The sequence below is a fragment of the Bradyrhizobium sp. 153 genome, assembly GCF_023073835.1.
Classification (GTDB): Bacteria; Pseudomonadota; Alphaproteobacteria; order Rhizobiales; family Xanthobacteraceae; genus Bradyrhizobium.
Map to the genome: position 1 here is coordinate 58,139 of NZ_JADPKH010000152.1, position 16,569 is coordinate 74,707.

The 16,569-nt window shown below is 63.6% G+C and carries 19 protein-coding genes; 10 read left to right on the forward strand and 9 right to left on the reverse strand.

The window, feature by feature from the left end:
- The first annotated feature begins 28 nt into the window (after positions 1-28).
- The 3 genes from IVA91_RS34035 (at position 29) to IVA91_RS34045 (ending at position 4,417) form a co-directional block, all read left to right on the forward strand.
- Positions 29-1,387 carry a histidine kinase gene (locus tag IVA91_RS34035; RefSeq protein ID WP_247280510.1) on the forward strand — a complete coding sequence of 453 codons (1,359 nt, stop codon included), beginning with the start codon at positions 29-31 and terminating at the stop codon, positions 1,385-1,387.
- 163 nt (positions 1,388-1,550) lie between these two features.
- Positions 1,551-4,019, forward strand: coding sequence for a TonB-dependent receptor (locus IVA91_RS34040; RefSeq protein ID WP_247460501.1), 2,469 nt, complete (start codon positions 1,551-1,553; stop codon positions 4,017-4,019).
- A gap of 185 nt (positions 4,020-4,204) precedes the next feature.
- Positions 4,205-4,417, forward strand: coding sequence for a hypothetical protein (locus tag IVA91_RS34045; protein WP_247280512.1), 213 nt, complete (start codon positions 4,205-4,207; stop codon positions 4,415-4,417).
- Here the strand turns inward: IVA91_RS34045 and IVA91_RS37250 are convergent.
- The 3 genes from IVA91_RS37250 to IVA91_RS34060 all read right to left on the reverse strand — a co-directional run bounded on the left by IVA91_RS37250 (position 4,396) and on the right by IVA91_RS34060 (position 5,195).
- Complete coding sequence (locus IVA91_RS37250) at positions 4,396-4,599, reverse strand: hypothetical protein (RefSeq protein ID WP_247280513.1); 204 nt, start codon at positions 4,597-4,599, stop codon at positions 4,396-4,398. The two genes, IVA91_RS34045 and IVA91_RS37250, sit on opposite strands and share 22 nt — an antisense overlap.
- Before the next feature lie 52 nt (positions 4,600-4,651).
- Entirely contained in the window at positions 4,652-4,888 is a 237-nt protein-coding gene (locus IVA91_RS34055) for a transcriptional regulator (protein WP_247280514.1), read from the reverse strand.
- Positions 4,889-4,985: 97 nt separating this feature from the next.
- Entirely contained in the window at positions 4,986-5,195 is a 210-nt protein-coding gene (locus IVA91_RS34060; protein ID WP_247280515.1) for a cold-shock protein, read from the reverse strand.
- Positions 5,196-5,635: 440 nt separating this feature from the next.
- Between IVA91_RS34060 and rpsU the strand changes: the two genes are divergently transcribed.
- Positions 5,636-5,911, forward strand: a complete 276-nt coding sequence (rpsU, locus tag IVA91_RS34065; RefSeq protein ID WP_247280516.1) for a 30S ribosomal protein S21 — start codon at positions 5,636-5,638, stop codon at positions 5,909-5,911.
- Between the two features lie 109 nt (positions 5,912-6,020).
- On the opposite strand, the gene IVA91_RS34070 is transcribed toward rpsU, so the two are convergent.
- Genes IVA91_RS34070 through IVA91_RS34080 form a run of 3 tightly spaced genes read right to left on the reverse strand, consistent with a single transcriptional unit; the run spans position 6,021 to position 6,914 of the window.
- The gene (locus tag IVA91_RS34070) at positions 6,021-6,299 is read right to left on the reverse strand and encodes a DUF1488 domain-containing protein (RefSeq protein WP_247280517.1); all 279 of its coding nucleotides are present in this window, start codon (positions 6,297-6,299) and stop codon (positions 6,021-6,023) included.
- A 59-nt stretch (positions 6,300-6,358) separates the two neighbouring features.
- Positions 6,359-6,655 carry a hypothetical protein gene (locus IVA91_RS34075; protein WP_247280518.1) on the reverse strand — a complete coding sequence of 99 codons (297 nt, stop codon included), beginning with the start codon at positions 6,653-6,655 and terminating at the stop codon, positions 6,359-6,361.
- A complete protein-coding gene (locus IVA91_RS34080; protein ID WP_247280519.1) occupies positions 6,648-6,914 on the reverse strand; it encodes a hypothetical protein in 267 nt (88 codons plus the stop codon). Before IVA91_RS34080 ends, IVA91_RS34075 begins: the two co-directional genes overlap by 8 nt.
- Positions 6,915-7,251: 337 nt before the next feature.
- On the opposite strand from IVA91_RS34080, the gene IVA91_RS34085 reads away from it, so the two are divergent.
- Together IVA91_RS34085 and IVA91_RS34090 are read left to right on the forward strand one after the other, a co-directional pair.
- Positions 7,252-7,596, forward strand: coding sequence for a hypothetical protein (locus IVA91_RS34085; protein WP_247280520.1), 345 nt, complete (start codon positions 7,252-7,254; stop codon positions 7,594-7,596).
- A gap of 510 nt (positions 7,597-8,106) precedes the next feature.
- A complete protein-coding gene (locus IVA91_RS34090; RefSeq protein WP_247280629.1) occupies positions 8,107-8,514 on the forward strand; it encodes a hypothetical protein in 408 nt (135 codons plus the stop codon).
- Between the two features lie 174 nt (positions 8,515-8,688).
- On the opposite strand, the gene IVA91_RS34095 is transcribed toward IVA91_RS34090, so the two are convergent.
- Positions 8,689-9,264, reverse strand: coding sequence for a nuclear transport factor 2 family protein (locus IVA91_RS34095; RefSeq protein WP_247280521.1), 576 nt, complete (start codon positions 9,262-9,264; stop codon positions 8,689-8,691).
- Between the two features lie 83 nt (positions 9,265-9,347).
- On the opposite strand from IVA91_RS34095, the gene IVA91_RS34100 reads away from it, so the two are divergent.
- The 4 genes from IVA91_RS34100 to IVA91_RS34115 all read left to right on the forward strand — a co-directional run bounded on the left by IVA91_RS34100 (position 9,348) and on the right by IVA91_RS34115 (position 13,947).
- A complete protein-coding gene (locus IVA91_RS34100) occupies positions 9,348-10,301 on the forward strand; it encodes a LysR family transcriptional regulator (protein ID WP_247280522.1) in 954 nt (317 codons plus the stop codon).
- Between the two features lie 173 nt (positions 10,302-10,474).
- The gene (locus IVA91_RS34105; RefSeq protein WP_247280523.1) at positions 10,475-11,938 is read left to right on the forward strand and encodes a GH1 family beta-glucosidase; all 1,464 of its coding nucleotides are present in this window, start codon (positions 10,475-10,477) and stop codon (positions 11,936-11,938) included.
- 190 nt (positions 11,939-12,128) lie between these two features.
- Complete coding sequence (locus tag IVA91_RS34110) at positions 12,129-13,361, forward strand: acetyl-CoA C-acetyltransferase (RefSeq protein WP_247460503.1); 1,233 nt, start codon at positions 12,129-12,131, stop codon at positions 13,359-13,361.
- Between the two features lie 283 nt (positions 13,362-13,644).
- Entirely contained in the window at positions 13,645-13,947 is a 303-nt protein-coding gene (locus IVA91_RS34115) for an HU family DNA-binding protein (protein WP_084805933.1), read from the forward strand.
- Between the two features lie 71 nt (positions 13,948-14,018).
- Here the strand turns inward: IVA91_RS34115 and IVA91_RS34120 are convergent, their stop codons facing one another.
- Both IVA91_RS34120 and lon read right to left on the reverse strand, forming a co-directional pair.
- Positions 14,019-14,174, reverse strand: a complete 156-nt coding sequence (locus tag IVA91_RS34120) for a hypothetical protein (RefSeq protein WP_247280525.1) — start codon at positions 14,172-14,174, stop codon at positions 14,019-14,021.
- 5 nt (positions 14,175-14,179) lie between these two features.
- On the reverse strand, positions 14,180-16,561 hold the full coding sequence (lon, locus tag IVA91_RS34125; RefSeq protein ID WP_247280526.1) for an endopeptidase La: 2,382 nt from the start codon (positions 16,559-16,561) through the stop codon (positions 14,180-14,182).
- Positions 16,562-16,569: the final 8 nt, after the last annotated feature.

The window sequence follows — 16,569 nt, forward strand, 5'->3', positions numbered from 1 at the left end:
GAACCTTCGCGGGGCACGAGCGATACCAATGTGGCAAAATCTTTCCTTGCGCGGGCGCATCAACCTGTTGCTGGCGCTGCTGCTGGCGCTGGGGCTGGCCGTCAATATCGGCCGCCAGGTCGCGGAGGCGGGGCCGCGCGTGCAGGCCGAGGACCAGAGCGTGATCCGGCTCGCACGCGAGTTCATCGAGATGATCGTGGCGGACCTGAACGAGGCGCCCGATCCGGACGCCCGGCTGAACCAGATTGCGCGTGATCTCAGTCGCCTGCGCCATGTCAGCATCGCGCTCCATGACGCCGGCGGAAATCCGCTGACGCCGCCCCGGGCCGATGCCGACGCCGACACGCGCGGGCCGCCGGCTTGGTTCGTCAGCCTGGTTCATCCCGAGCAGACCGCCGTCAGCGTGCCCGTCTCGATCCATGGCAAGCCCGGCTCGCTCGTGATCACCTCGCATCCGAACGACGAAATTGCCGAGATCTGGGACAGCATCGTGACCCAGCTCGAGGTCGGCTCGGTCATCGCGGTGGTGGTGTTCCTGGTGATGATGAATGTGGTCGGCCGGGCTCTGGCGCCGCTCCAGTCGTTGGCCGAGACGATGTCCGAGATCGAGGGCGGGCATTATGACGCGCGGGTCACCCCAGGCGGTGCGCCCGAGCTCGGCGCCATCTGCGGCAAGCTCAATCATCTCGCAGCAGCGCTCGGCGAGGCGGTCGAGGACAAGCGGCGCCTTGCCGAGCGTGCGGTGTCGCTCCAGGACGTCGAGCGCAAGGAGATCGCGCGCGAGCTGCATGACGAGTTCGGACCGTATCTGTTCTCGCTGCGCGCTCATGCCAGCGCGCTGGCGAAGCTGGCGGACGGACGGGCGCCGAGTGCGGAGGCGGTGCGAAAGCACGGCAGCGCCTTGCTGGAGCAGATCAACGCGCTCCAGCAGTTCACCCGCCGCGTGCTGGAGCGCCTCCGGCCCGTCGGCCTCGCCGAGCTTGGCCTGCGCCAGGCGCTCGAATCGCTATCGCGGCTATGGCGGGAGTCGCATCCCGAGGTCACCATCGAGACCTCGATCTCGCCGGCGCTGGGCGCGACCGGCGAGACTGCCGACCTCACCATCTACCGCATCGTGCAAGAGGCGCTCACCAACGTGTTCCGCCATGCCGGCGCGACCGCGGTCAACGTTGTCATCGAGCCGGCCGGGCAGCACGGGCGCGACGGCCGCGTCTGCGCCCGGGTACGGGTCAGCGATAATGGCCGCGGCATGGAGCCGGGTCAGAAGCTCGGCTTCGGTCTCGTGGGCATGCGCGAGCGGATCCTGGCACTGGGCGGTACCCTCAATGTCGTCTCTGGCGAGAACGGTTTGACCGTGGAAGCGCTGGTTCCGACGGCGGCGGCCTGATCGTGCCCGAAACGATCGGGAAAAATTCCCGATTTTATCGGGAAAACGAGCGCGGATATCGCCCGATCTTTTGTGGCTGGCGCGCTCATTGCGGCCGAATACACTCATCTCGACCGAACGGCGGAAAATCACAACAGCCGGTCGTCACGGATGGGAAGGCGGGATGGGCAAGGGTCTCTGGTTCAAGCGTCGTTTATTGATGGCTTCGATCTCGACGGGGCTGGTGTCCGGGTTGTTCGCGCACCCTGCCGCGGCCGCGCAGGATGAGGAGACCAACGTTCAGAACCTGCCACCGGTCGAAGTGACCGCGCCACCGTCGGCGACGAGGCGCACGACGCCGTCGCGACCGGTCGCACGCGTCGGAACGCCGGGGTCCGCCAGCCCCAGGACGCGCATTTACGTCTATCCGACCGCGCCGGGCACCGGCAGAGGTCTTGATGTTGACAAGGTCCCGTCGGCGATCAACGCCGTTGATGCCAGCCAGATCAAGCGCACCGGCTCCCTGAACGTCACCGACGCGCTGCGCGACAACATCGCCGGCGTCAACATCAGCGAAGTCACCGGCAATCCGTTTCAGCCCGACGTCGAATTCCGCGGCTTCGTCGCTTCGCCCGTGACCGGCACGCCGCAAGGCCTTGCGGTGTACCAGAACGGCGTCCGCATCAACGAAGCCTTCTCCGACGCCGTCAATTGGGACCTGATCCCCACCGCCGCGATCAGGTCGGTGACGCTGGTGACCAACAATCCCGCCTTCGGTCTCAATGCGCTGGGCGGTGCCATCAACCTGCAAATGAAGGACGGCTTCACCTATCAGGGTGCGGAGCTCGATGTCATGGGAGGCTCGTTCGGTCGCATCCAGGGCTCGGCGCAATGGGGCAAGCAGGTCGACAAGAATTACGCCGTCTACGGCGCGCTCGAAGGGCTGCACGACAACGGCTTTCGCAACTTCTCCCGATCGGACGTGCGGCGCTTCTACGGCGATGTCGGCTACAAGGCGGGCGACAGCGAATTCCACGCCAACATGGGAGTGGCCAAAAACGATTTCGGCGCCAGCGCCACCGTTCCCGCCGAGCTGCTCGAAAAATATTGGGGCGCGACCTACACCACACCGCAGATCACCTCGAACCGCGTTGGCTATCTCAACCTGACCGGAAAGGTCGATGCGACGCCGACCTGGACGCTCGAAGGCACCGCGCATGTGCGCCGCTACGAGCAGAAGATCGTCGACGGAAACCCGACCGATGCGCAGGCGTGCGGTGCAGATCCGACGCTGCTGTGCTTCGGCGATGACACCACGCCCGCAAACGGCGTGAACGGCGTGCAGCTTGCCAATCCGTTTGCGCCGGGAACGATCCTCGGCGAGATCGACCGGGGCACGATCCGTTCGACCACCTTCGGCGTTTCGGGACAGGCCACCAACACCGATCAGCTGTTCGGGCACGACAACCGCTTCGTGATGGGCGCAACCTATGACACCGGTGTCACGCGCTACAACGCCACCGCCGAGATCGGCTCGATTGCAGAAAACTACGTCGTCAGCGGCAGCGGTGTCTTCCTGGGGCCGACCGGCTTACCAGATCCCGTTGCCGGTCCTGTCTCGCTGCGGACCGTCAACCAATATAACGGCCTCTACGCGATGGACACGTTCAACGTCACGGATGCCTTCGCCATCACCGGCGGCGGTCGCTTCAACGTGGCGCGCATCACGCTGGAAGATCAGCTCGGCACTGCGCTCAACGGCGATCACACCTTCGCCCGCTTCAACCCGGTGATCGGCGGCACCTACAAGATCACTCCCGAGCTGACCGCCTACGCCGGCTATTCCGAAGCCAACCGCGTGCCGACGCCGCTCGAGCTCGGCTGCTCCGATCCAGCCCGTCCCTGCCTGATCGCAGCGTTTCTCGTCTCCGATCCGCCGCTGAAGCAGGTCGTGTCGAAGACCGTGGAAGCGGGCCTGCGCGGCACCAAGGAGCTGAACATCGGCACGCTCGGATGGAAGATCGGCGGCTTCCGCGCCACCAATCACGACGACATCCTTGCGGTACCCGCCGTCGGGCGCACAGGCTTCGGTTATTTTTCCAATGTCGGCCGGACGCGGCGGCAGGGGCTCGAAGCCGAAGTCAACATCAAGTCTCCGGCGCTCCAGTTCCAGGCGAGCTACGCCTTCGTCGACGCGCGCTTCCTTGACCCGCTCGAACTCGGCTCGGAAAGCCCGTTTGCCGATCCGGCCACCGAGACCATCCGGGTTTTGCCCGGCAACCAGATCCCCGCGGTCCCGCGCCATCGCGTCAAGGTCGGCGTCGATTACGCCGTGACCGACGTCTGGAAGGTCGGCGGCAACGCGCTGTTCGTCTCCAGCCAGTATCTGGTCGGCGATGAGTCCAACCAATACGCGAAGCTGCCGTCCTATACGGTCTTTAACCTCCACACCTCCTATCAGGTCGCAAAGAACGTCCAGCTCTACGGCCGCATCGACAACGTGTTCGACAAGCGTTACGCGACCTACGGACAGTTCTTCGACCGCGAGGCCGTGCCCAATTTCACCAATGGCGGCGCAGAATTCACCGACCCGCGCTCGCTCAGCCCGGCAAGGCCGCGGGCGTTCTATGCGGGCATGCGGGTGACGTTCTAGGCGTGCTCGATGCACTGCCTTCCGCTACGGCCTGAGGCGGACTCGCACCTGCATTGCGGGAATTGGCGGAGGAGTACCGGCGCTGTGCGGACAGCCAAGAGGAGAGAGGCCAAGCTCTGCAGCCTGAAAAAGGCGAGCGGACAAACTAAATCGGACGCGTTCCGATATCGGTGCTAGACACGGGGATGATAAAATTCATTATGATTGCGCTGGTCACCACAGTTCCGGTCCTTGCTCAAGTCAGTTCCACTCAAAACCCGCCCTTTACCGATCGCGAACAGGTTAAGCATGACCGCGCGAAAGCGGCCGAGGCCGAAAAGAGTGCACCCACAGCGCGGCCCTGGGATCGAGACGCGGACGGCAAGCGCCCGTGGGATCAAAAGCCCTCGAAGCCCTGACAGAACGATGTCGCGTCCGGCGCCATGCGCTCGAACTCCGTTCGATGCTTCTGGAGATAGCTGATGGCCTGCTTCCGCGTGTTGAATGTCGTCGCGAGCCGGCACATCTGCCGATTTGCGCCGGAAGCGAGAAAGAAAGTGATGGTTCCGTGATCTGGCGGGATTCTAGGCACGACCTGCACTTTCCGGCATGTGATCGGCCCCTTTAAGTTTCGGCGGTGGCGTTGAAGGCGACTATCGCGCCGGCTTCCTCGAACGCTTCTTGGGTGCCGGCAAAGCTATTCGAACAGCTTCATCGGCCGCTTCCTTGGCCTCGCGCACCTCGCGGAGCCGCGCCATGTTCTTGCGAATCTCGATAGCCTGTCTTTCGGCATCCGCCAATGCGCGCGCTCCCTCTTCGGCGGCCAGCTGCTTACGATTTAGACGCGCGATGCCTTCGGGTGACAGGTCTGCCGATTTCTTGGGGCTCATTGCTCACCCGGCCTGGCAACAGACAAAACCCGCTCAATCCGAAGATCGAGCGGGCAGGGGGGCCGTTTCAGTACATCCGTGAAACGGCGCCACGATATCAAGCCAGCGAGAGGTTCTCAGCGCTGACTTTGCCTCGCATCTTGTCGGTCTTGACCTCGAAATTGACCTTTTGGCCTTCTCCGAGGCCCGCCAGACCGGCGCGTTCGACGGCGCTGATGTGAACGAACACATCGTTGCTACCATCGTTCGGCTGAATGAAACCGAAGCCCTTTTGGCCGTTGAACCACTTCACAGTACCTGTCGTCATTTTCTTCTCCAAAGCGCGCGAACGCGTTCCGCGCGACAATCACGCGGTTATCTTCAACTTCGTCGATGTCTTTGGAAAAGGAGCCCGCGGGGCGCATTCAACAAGGCACAGCGGCTAATCGAACAAGGTCAATATACATCACATTCGCGATTTCGCAAGGACGCAAGCCAATTTGTTTCTGCGAGGCTCCTCGGGTGTTCCGATCGCAGCACTTCGCGTCTGTCTGCCGGCCTGCAAGCAAGACGTTAGCGATTGACAGCACAGCACGACAGTGGTCACGTTGGTGTCACCAAGCTGCATCGCTGTGACAAGCAGATCGGCTCGTCCGAAGCCGCGATGAATGTCGCCGCCGCTATCCTCAAAAATCGCAATGAAGCGCCTGCGCAATTGGCTGCCCTGCAGGACGTGTCGCATTCGCAGCCCCCAGCGAGGATGATCAATTGCACGTACTTGTCAGAGACAACAACGTCGACCAGGCGCTCCGCGTTCTCAAGAAGAAGATGCAACGCGAGGGCGTCTTCCGGGAAATGAAACAGCGGCGTTCCTACGAAAAGCCGTCGGAGCGAAAGACCCGCGAGAAATCCGAGGCCATCCGCCGGGCCCGCAAGCTCGCTCGCAAGCAGGCGATCAGGGAGGGCTTGCTGCCCGCGCCGCCCAAGAAGAAGCCCTTCGAGCGCAAGGCGCCACTGCCGGAGATCAAGGCGCGCGCGGAGTAGAAAGAATCCTCGTTCCGGAGACTCCGCAGCAACGGCATGTCGGTCTCATAACATGATGGTGGCGTCACTTGTGACGCCGCAAGAAGGCCGGTCGCGGTGCTGTCGTTGCTTATGACCTGAAATCGATGCCTCGCAGCACAATGCCTGGCGGCGTGCCCTCGAACTCCGTCGCACGATATTTGCTCGCAGCGCATGCTTCGATGCGATCCCGCAATCGGCTGAACTGGGCCTCCCGCTGCTCGGGTTTGACTTGCGGGCCGCGCTCGAGGTCGTCCATCGCAGAGGTCGAGATCGCGCAAGGAATCTCCCGGGCACCGTCATGCATCGAGAACCGGACGATCATTCGGTCGTATTCGTGGCCGATAAAGCGGCCGCTGGTCAATGTCATGGCTTGCTCCGTTAACCTAATTGCGGCATGTCGAGAATGCGGGGCGGCCGTCGTTCGCCTCAGACCTCGCCCGACAGCCGGGCGAAATCGTCGAACAGTGCTGCCACTAGCGCGCGATGGCGCGTATCCTCGGAAGGCAGACTCGCAGCATAGAGGTTGAGCAGATGGCGCGCCTTCACTGCCGCCTCCGGCCAGGACGCGGCTGGCACCGTCATCATGCGGTTTTCGAGATCGGCTTCACGCTCGCGGAGCTCGCGGAGATGCGCCTCCACGTCAGCCAACGCACGGCGCAGGTCGGTTGCCTTCTGCGCGGCCATGCCGCGACGCTTGTCGAGATCGACCGGCCGGTCAGTCATTGGTGATGCTCGCGTCCGCGGCTTGTGCGTTCGCAAGATCGATCGAGCCGATCGACAGCATCTCCGTGGCGCCGCAAGCGCCTTCGGCGGGCACCGTGATCATTGTGGCAATGCGGCGATAGGCCGAGAAGGTCAGGCCCTCGATCGTCTCCTCGTCTGTGACGACCTCATAGGCGCCGGCCGGCAAGGTTCGCTCGATGCCGCGGATGCGGAACGGATGCTTGAACTTGACGGTTTCTCGCCGCGAACGGATGGTCATGCACGCCTGCCTTTCGCAAGTGAAGGCTGTCGCGACCATGCGCCCTTCGCATGGCAATAGCCAGCATTATCGTGACTAGCCGGCAAATGAAGATGTCGCGGCGGAGCCGTCGCCCGCGCGGCATTTAACGCTCGCTATTGGCTCGGCGCGGGCGTAGCCTCGCCACCATCACCGCACATCTCAACGGCTTCGACCGGTGACTGAGGGTCACGTGTGCTCCCGCCGAAGGCCTCGCAGGAGCATTCGATGTCGCGTGTTCGCATCTCGGAATGGATCGTGCCGCCGGTGATCGTTCCGTTGTTTTTGCTGCTTCTCGTATGCGGAGCCCCCGTCCTCAATGGCTAGGACAACCCGCGTGCCATATCTGGTCAGCGGAACCAACGAATACGGCAGCTCCAATCTCGGCCGCGGCAGTGCAACGGTCGCGCTGCGGCTTGCGCGAAGACTGCTGCGCGAAGGCTACATGGACGTTAGGGTCTGCACTCCGCGCGGACGGGTGCTGCAGTCGAACGAACTCGACGAACTCAAACCACCAAAGGAGAGCGACATGGCGAAGGGCCAGCAACGCGGCAATCGCGAAGCCAAGAAGCCGAAGAAGGAAAAGGCCAAGGTGATCGCTGCGGCGCCGAACCGCAAGGAAGCCGCTTGGCAGCCGGATTTCGGGACGGTGAAAAAGAAGTAGCGAGGAACGAGGCCGAAGGGACGGGCGAGCTCGAGGCGCCGCTCGAATTGACTCTCCTAATTAACTCGCAACTTCTGATGTCGCCTGTTCGTCCGTAGCGGGCGGCGCGTCGGGGTTCCCATGTCCGCTTTTCCCAAGCGACCTGGCTTGAACAAGATCGGCACCCTGAATTCCTCGCCGCGTATTGTCTTTAACCAAACAGAAACCATCGCGAATGATCCGAAAATTTTAACGAAACTCCCCGGCCGGTTCTGCGTCGGTTTGTCGGAGGGCCCGGCTGATGACAGAGCACCAGTTGCGAGAGCAGGAATTCAAGATCGCACGCTATCGGCGCCTGGAGCGGGAAGTGACAGATCCGCTCGCCGCATGTCTGCTTCACAGCATCATCGAGGAGCTCGAGGCCGAGCTGCGGAGGGACCAACCGGATTGGCACGGGCCGCGCGATTAACGCTTTCTTAGCACTGATGCTGCGGACTATCCGCTCAGGAGTACCAGGCGGAGATGGCTCCCATGCTGAAGGACGGCACCTACGCGGCTTGGTACAAGACGCCGCTCGACCAGGGCACCGGGATCGTCCATGTCGCAGACGGACAAATCTGGGGCCGCGACAGCCTGATGACGTATCATGGCTCCTGTCACGTCGATGGCGATCGCTTCACCGCCACGGTATCGACCAAGCGCCATACCGACGGCCGCGCAACGGTGTTCGGCAACGACGATGAGCTCACGCTGCACATCGAAGGAAGCTGCCCCGGCAAGATCGCGAGTTACACGGCGACAGCGATACAAGTCCCGGGAATGATCCTCCAGGGCACGCTCATCCTGACTGAACAGCAGCCACCGGCACCTGAACGAGCCGGGCAGATGCCGGAGTTCAATCCCGACAAGCTGCCGAAGTTGCCGAAGCGCTCGCGCTGAGCGCGTGCGCCATCGCGACGAAACCGCTCGTCGAAGCCTTGCCACCTAACGCCCTGCAAACTTCAGGCATGGCGACGCAGAATCCCCCCGCGCGCGCCAACCAGCAGGGGGACGTTTCACGCGGAATACGGCGACGTTCTGAGTCAGTTGGCTGCTCCAGCGAGGCGAGGGAGATCATTTTTCCTCCCTCCAACCCCGGGCGAGTATCGCCGCTTGTTGCAAGGTGATGCTTCGGACCAGCGGATCCGCATGACGGTGCACGAGTTGCCAATCCGTGCCATCCTTGCGGTAGACTTCAGTCACGCGCAGCGACCAGTCTTGAGCCGCCAACCCGCCCACCTCGGCCCGCTGGTGTTCGACCATAACGAGAACGACGAGCTCGCTCGATGCATAGGTTTGCAAAACCTCGAGTTCGGTTTCGCCTTCCCTGAAATATCGCGATAGGTCAGCCAAGCGCTTCGGGCTGGCGTCGAATCCGCGACTTGCAGGACCGCCGAAGGGCTGCATCAGCGTGAAATCCGGCGCAATGCGGACAAGCTGGAACCAGCGATCCATGTCGCCACGCATGAAGGCGGCATTCTTCTCGCGGGCGCGTTCGATGAGGCTGGCTATCACGTCGTTCCCGGCGGCCGCATCGGCCGAAAGCTGGGCGGACAGAGGAAGCGCAGCCGTAGCGGCAATCATCGAGCGCCGCGACATCGCCTCCGGCGAGCCTGGCGATTTGTTCACCCCGGGCGGTCTCTTGGTCATTTCAGGACTCCTGATCAAACGGCGAGCGAGCCCGATCCATGCGGCCTTGATCTTGATGAATCCAGCGATATGATTTCAGCAATATGCTGAAGAAAATTGATCTATCCAGGATTGATCTGAATCTGCTCGTGCTCTTCCGCGTCGTTCTGGAAGAACGTCATGTCGCGCGCGCAGCCGCTCGGCTGAGCCTGACGCCGTCGGCTGTCAGCCATGCGCTTGGCCGGCTCCGGCTTCTGCTGAACGATCCGCTGTTCCTGCGGACACCGAAGGGCGTCGTTCCAACGGCGCGGGCGTTGGAGCTTGGGGAGCCGGTGGCCGAGATCATCGCGCGTGTCGAACAGCTGATCGGGTCGGCTGCGCCGTTCGACCCTGTGAAAAGCAGCCGTCGGTTCACGATTGGCGCCCCCGACGCCGTCCTGGTCTCCACAACCGTTCCGCTCTTGCGTTCGATCGCGACTGCGGCACCTCACATTGACATCGGGCTGATCCATCTGATGCCTGCGCCGCGCGGCGGCGCGATCGGAGAGCCCTGGCACCAAAGTCTCGACATGCTCGAAACACGCGAGCTCGATATCGCAATGCTGCCGCTGCCGGCGGTATCATCGCGTTTCGAGGCACGCAGGCTCTATGAGGAGGAGTTCGTGCTGGCCATGCGCAGGGGACATCCCTTGGCAACAGCGCCACCCCGTGCTGCATTCTCGCAATCACAGCACCTGCTGGTGTCTCTCAGCGGTGAACCGCGTGGTTTCGTCGACGAGATGTTGGCAAAGCGTGGCCTCGAACGCCGCATCGCCCTAACGGTCCCGAATTTCATGATGGCGCTTGTCCAGCTTTCTGGGTCTGATCTGATCGCAGCGTTGCCGCGCCGACTGGTGGAGCACCATGCCGGCCGCTTCGGCTTGGTGTTTGTCGAGCTGCCTTTCGCCCGCAAACCGGATACGATCCGGGCCATCGCAACCAAGGCAGCGATGAGAGACGCCGGCATCGCCTGGCTGATGCAGGTTGTGGTCGGTTCAGTCGGAACAACCCGGCCCTAAGATCGCCGGCCCTGAAAACACGAGAGGTGTTCAGCCGACGCAGGAAAATGGACGACATCGTGCCTGCTGCGTCACCAACGCTTGCCGGATCTGGGTCCTCCTGCATGCGCTTCTCAAACGGCCCGGAACTGTTCATTGTGCCGGGCCCAAATGAAGAAAGCGGAGCAGCATCAATGTCGGACCCCGTCTCGCGTCGCCAGTTTGCCAAGCTGGCGGGATTGTCCGCAGCCGGAGTTGCGAGTCCGCTTCAAGCCCTCGAGGTCAAGCCGGTATCGCCGCCGCGCAGCGGAAACGGCTTCCCCGCAGGCTTCCTCTGGGGCACGGCGACCTCGTCCTATCAGGTCGAGGGTGCGGTCAACGAGGATGGGCGAGGGGCCTCGATCTGGGACAAGTTTGTCCGCATCCCCGGCAAGATTGAGGACGGCACCAATGGCGACCGCGCCAACGAGCATTATCAACGCTACAAGGAGGATGTCGCGCTCATCAAGGAGCTCGGCTGCAAGGCCTATCGCTTCTCGGTGGCCTGGCCGCGGGTGTTTCCGGACGGCGACGGCAAGCCCAATCTGAAGGGGCTCGACTTCTACAACCGCCTGATCGACGAGCTCCTCAAGAACGGCATCGAGCCGTGGCTGACACTGTATCATTGGGACCTGCCGCAATCGCTCCAGGACCGTTTTGGCGGCTGGCGCTCGACCGAGACTTGCAAGATCTTCGGCGACTATGCGGCCTATGTCGCCAAGCATCTGACCGACCGGGTCAAGAACGTGTTCACGCTGAACGAGAGCGGCCGCTTCGTCTATTTTGGCTATGGCATCGGCATCGACGCGCCGGGCTTGACGCTGCCGCAGGCCGAGGTCAACCAGATCAGGCACAACAGTGCGCTCGCGCACGGGCTCGCCGTGCAGGCGGTGCGCGCCCATGGCCGCCGCGGCACCCGCGTAGGGCCGGCCGAGAACATCGACGCCTGTGCGCCCGCGATCGACACGCCGGAGAACGTCCGCGCCGCGGGAATCGCGCTGCGCGAGATGAATGCCGGCTATCTCAACGTCATCATGACGGGCAAGTATACCGACGCCTTCCTGAAATTCGCCGGGCCCAACGCGCCGAAATATACCGATGCGGAGCTGAAGATCATCTCCTCGCCGGTCGATTTCCTCGGCCTCAACATCTACGCGCCGCAGAACTATGTGGTGGCTTCCGACCAGGGTGCCGGCTTCATGCCGCTGCCGATCCCGAAATCGTTCCCGCACATGAACTCGGACTGGTTGCGCGTCGGTCCCGAGACGATCTACTGGGTCCCGAAGCTGGCTGCGAAGATCTGGAAGACCGACGCGATCTATATCAGCGAGAACGGCACCTCCAGCGATGACGTCGTCACGGCCGACGGCAAGATCTACGACACCGATCGCATCATGTATCTGCGCAACTATCTCGCCCAGCTCCAGCGCGCCACCACTGAGGGTGTGCCGGTGCGCGGCTACTTCCTCTGGAGCCTGATGGATAATTTCGAATGGGTGTACGGGCTGAACAAGCGCTTCGGCCTCTACCACGTCAATTTCGACACCCAGGTCCGCACCCCAAAGCTCAGCGCCAGCTTCTACCGCAACGTGATCGCGAACAACGCGGCGGGTGTGTGAGCGCCTTCTTCCCGTGTAGATCCATGACGTCGCTGAGGCTTTCGCGCCCGATCGCTCAGATCGCATGCCCCTAGCCCGATTTTACGCGTAGCGGAAAATCCGGGTGAGGGGTGCACACGCCACGCATTGACTCACCTGTCTCCCTAATTCACAACGCCTCTCAACACCCATAAACAAGAGGACAACGCCAATGGTTGACGCGCTCATCATCGATGCCTGCCGCACCCCGCGGGGCGTCGGCAAGGCCGGCAAGGGAGCACTCTCGGGCATTCATCCGCAGCAACTGGGTGCAACCGTGCTGCGCGCGCTTGCCGACCGCACCGGCATCGATACCGCCGATGTCGACGACATCGTCTGGGGCTGCAGCGCGCAGGTCGCGACGCAAGGCGGCGATCTCGGGCGGATGTCGGCGCTGGATGCCGGCTATGACGTGCGCGCGAGCGCGGTGACGCTCGACCGCTTCTGCGGCTCCGGCATCACCAGCGTCAACATGGCCGCCAGTTCGATCATGGCGGGCGCCGAAGACCTCGTCATCGCCGGCGGCTGCGAGATGATGTCGATGGAGGGGCGGCGCGGCTCTGGTCCGATGATGATGGACAGCGGCAATCTTCGCCTGCGCGCGCGGCACCCGCAGTCGCACCAGGGCGTCTGCGCCGATGCCATCGCGACGCTGGAGGGTATCACGCGGCAGGACGTCGACGCGCTCGGGCTGGAGAGCCAGAAACGGGCAGCGCATGCGATCGCGAACGGCCACTTCAAGAAGAGCCTCGTGCCCGTCCACCGCGAGGACGGCAGCCTTGCGCTCGACCATGAAGAATATCCGCGCCCGCAGACCACGATGGAGGGGCTGAGCAGCCTGAAGCCCGCGTTCTCCGCCGTCGCCGACTATGCGCTCGACGATAAGGGCACGACCTATCGCGGCTTGATCCTGCAAAAGTATCCCGACCTCGAGATCGACTTCGTGCACCACGCCGGCAACTCGTCTGGCGTCGTCGACGGCGCCGCCGCAATCCTGCTGGCCTCGCCGGCCTACGCCAAGGCACATGGCCTCAAACCGCGCGCCCGCGTCGTGGCGATGGCCAACATGGGGGACTCGCCGACCCTGATGCTGAACGCGCCGGTCCCGGCGACGCGCAAGGTGCTGGCGAAGGCGGGGCTGACCGTTGATGACATTGACCTGTTCGAGATCAACGAGGCCTTTGCGGTGGTTGCGGAAAAATACATCCGCGATCTCAGGCTCGATCGCGCCAAGGTCAACGTCAATGGCGGCGCGATCGCGCTCGGCCATCCCATCGGCGCGACGGGCTCCATCCTGATCGGCACCGTACTCGACGAGCTCGAACGGCGCGACCTGAAGCGCGGTCTCGTCACCATGTGCGCCGCCGGCGGCATGGCGCCCGCGGTCATCATCGAGCGCGTCTAGCCCTTATATTTCAGGGTGAATCGCGACCGGCCTCCGGCAAAGAGGCCGGTCGTCGCTTGTCGAAAGCATCGAATCAGCTTTAGCAAGGTGGCTTGCGGGCCTTTGAAACAAGGCAAAAAGCGCTGCCTGAGGCTCCTTTCGCTCCGGAAGCAGCTAAAATGCAGGGTTTTTTGTCACAGAGGGCCAAAAAAGCCCGTAAAAACCGCGACAAAACTGTGCAGAAGGCTATAGGCCTTCGCCGGTTGGTCTAATATGCAACCGGCAACGAATCAGAGGAGACACGATGCCAACCCAAATGTCGAAATCGCAGCTGATCGAAAAGATTGCGACCGCCACCGAGCTTTCCAAGCGTGACGTCAAGAGCGTGATGGAGACGCTGACCGACGTCGGTCACAAGGAGCTCAAAAAGAACGGCCTGTTCCTGGTGCCGGGCTTCGCCAAGTTCGTGGTCATCAAGAAGCCCGCGACCAAGGCGCGCAAGGGTACCAACCCGTTCACGGGTGAAGAGATGATGTTCAAGGCCAAGCCGGCCCGAAAGATCGTCCGCGCCCGCCCGGTCAAGGCTGCCAAGGACGCCGTGGCCTGACAACGCAAAGGCCCCCTCGATCGGAGGGGGCCTTTTATTTGGGGCTGCCGCGAGGGCTTGAGACGGAGGGCTCAACCCTTGCGGCGCTTCACCCGTACCGGGACTGGCTCAAGCCGCGGTCCTGGCGCCACCAGCGCATCGCGCACCCGGTCGATGGCGCGATCGAGCAGCTGGCGCAGCCGCTGCGTTTTCTGCGATCGCTTCGCTCTTTCCAGCAATCCGCTCATCACCGTTACTCCGCAGCTTCGACCTTGGCGTCAGCCGGCTCGAGCGCCGCGGCGATGGCTTCGTCCACGCGCTCCAGCCAGATGAATTCGAGGTTGTCCCGCGCGCTCTTTGGGATCTCGTCGTAGTCCCGTTTGTTGCGCGCCGGTAGCATCACCAGCTTCAATCCGGCAGCGGCGGCGGCCACCACCTTCTCCTTGATGCCGCCGACAGGCAGCACCAGGCCGCGCAGCGAGATCTCGCCGGTCATCGCGGTGTCGCTGCGCACCGTGCGATTGGTGAGCAGGGACGTTAGCGCCGTGAACATCGCAACGCCCGCGCTCGGTCCGTCCTTCGGGGTCGCGCCCGCGGGAACGTGAACATGGATGTCGCTCTTCTCGAACAGCTGCGGATCGATGCCGAGCTGGGTGGCTTTGCTCTTCACCAGCGTCAGCGCAGCCTGCACGCTCTCGCGCATGACGTCGCCGAGCTGACCGGTCAGGATCAGGCCGCCCTTGCCGGGCACGCGCGTCGCCTCGATGAACAGGATGTCACCGCCGACCGGCGTCCACGCAAGGCCGGTGGCGACGCCCGGAACGCTGGTGCGCAGCGCGATCTCGCCTTCGAAGCGCGGCTGGCCGAGTACGATGGCGATGTCCTTCGGGCCCACCACGACCTTTGCGGCCGTGCCCTCGGCGACCTGCACCGCGGCATGCCGGAACACCTTGCCGATCTCGCGCTCGAGGTTACGCACGCCGGCCTCGCGGGTGTAGCCCTTGACGATCAGCTTCAGCGCCTCCGGCTCGATCTCGGCCTGTTCGGCCGAGAGGCCGTTGGCCTCCAGCTGTCGCCGCACCAGGTAGCGCCGCGCGATCTCCAGCTTCTCGTCCTCGGTGTAGCCGGCGAGGCTGATCAACTCCATGCGGTCCAGGAGCGGACCCGGGATCTGATCCAGCATGTTGGCGGTCGCGATGAACACCACGCGCGACAGGTCGAAGGGCACGCCCAGGTAATTGTCCCGGAACGTCCCGTTCTGCTCGGGGTCGAGCACCTCCAGCATGGCGGCGGAAGGATCGCCCTGCACACCGCGGCCCATCTTGTCGATCTCGTCGAGCATCATCACGCAGTTGCGGGCGCCCGCCTTCTTGATGCCCTGGATGATGTTGCCGGGCAGCGCGCCGATATAGGTGCGCCGGTGGCCGCGGATCTCCGCCTCGTCATGCACGCCGCCTAAGCTGACGCGCACGAAGGGGCGATCCATCGCGCGTGCGATGGATTGGCCGAGCGAGGTCTTGCCGACGCCGGGCGGGCCGACGAAGCACAGGATCGGGGCCTTGCCCTGCGGGGCGAGCTTGCGCACCGCCAGATATTCGATGATCCGGCTCTTGATCTTCTCCAGGCCGAAATGATCGGCATCGAGGATGCGGCGCGCCTCCTTGATGTCGATCGGCTTCTCCGCGGGCAGGGCCCAGGGCAGCTCGATCAGCCAGTCGAGATAGGTGCGGACCATGCCGGCTTCGCCGGCGGCCTCCGGCATGCGCTCGTAGCGGCGCAGCTCCTTCTTGGCGTGCGCGTCCGCCTCGGGCGGCATGTTAGCCTTGGCGATGGCAGCCGTCAGCTCGGCGACCTCAGCCTGCTTGCCGTCGCCTTCGCCGAGCTGGCGCTGGATGGTCGCCATCTGCTCGCGCAGGATCGCCTCGCGCTGCCGCTCGTCGAAGCTGGCCCGGGTCTTCTGGCCGATCTCGTTGCTGATGCGCAGCACCTCCAGCCGCTCGGCGAGGTGCTTCGACACCTTCTCGACCCGCAAGGCGAGGTCAATGGTCTCCAGCACCTCCTGCTTGTCCTGCGGCTTGATGTCCATGAACGAGGTCGCGAGGTCCGCCAGCGCGCCGGGCGCGCTGGTGCCCTGGAACATCGCGGCCAGCTCGGGCGGGGCCTGCGGCAGCAGCTCGATCGCCTCGATGGCCTGGCGCTGCAGGTTGAGCGCGCGCGCCTCGATCTCAGGCGAGGTCGTGGTCGGCTCGGGGATCTGCTGGATGCGCGCAGCCAGGAAAGGTGTGCCCGGCAGGAAGTCGAGGATGCGGGCGCGCTGCACGCCCTGGCAGACGATGTGGTGGCTGCCGTCGGGCGCGGTGATGTAGCGCACGATATTGGCGATGGTCGCGACCCGGTAGAGGTCGTCCGGGCCGGGCTCGTCGATCTCGGGGCTGCGTTGCAGGACGATGCCGACCGGCCGCTGCTCGCGCAGCGCCTGCTGCGCGGCGGCGATGGACTTTGCGCGGCCGATCGAAATCGGCGCGATGGCACCGGGAAACAGCACCATCTCGCGCACGGGGATGATGATCAATGCGTCCTCGGGAATCTTCACGTCGGAACCGTTTTGCTGGGTATTCATCTGTTCGGGAGCCATGATCAATC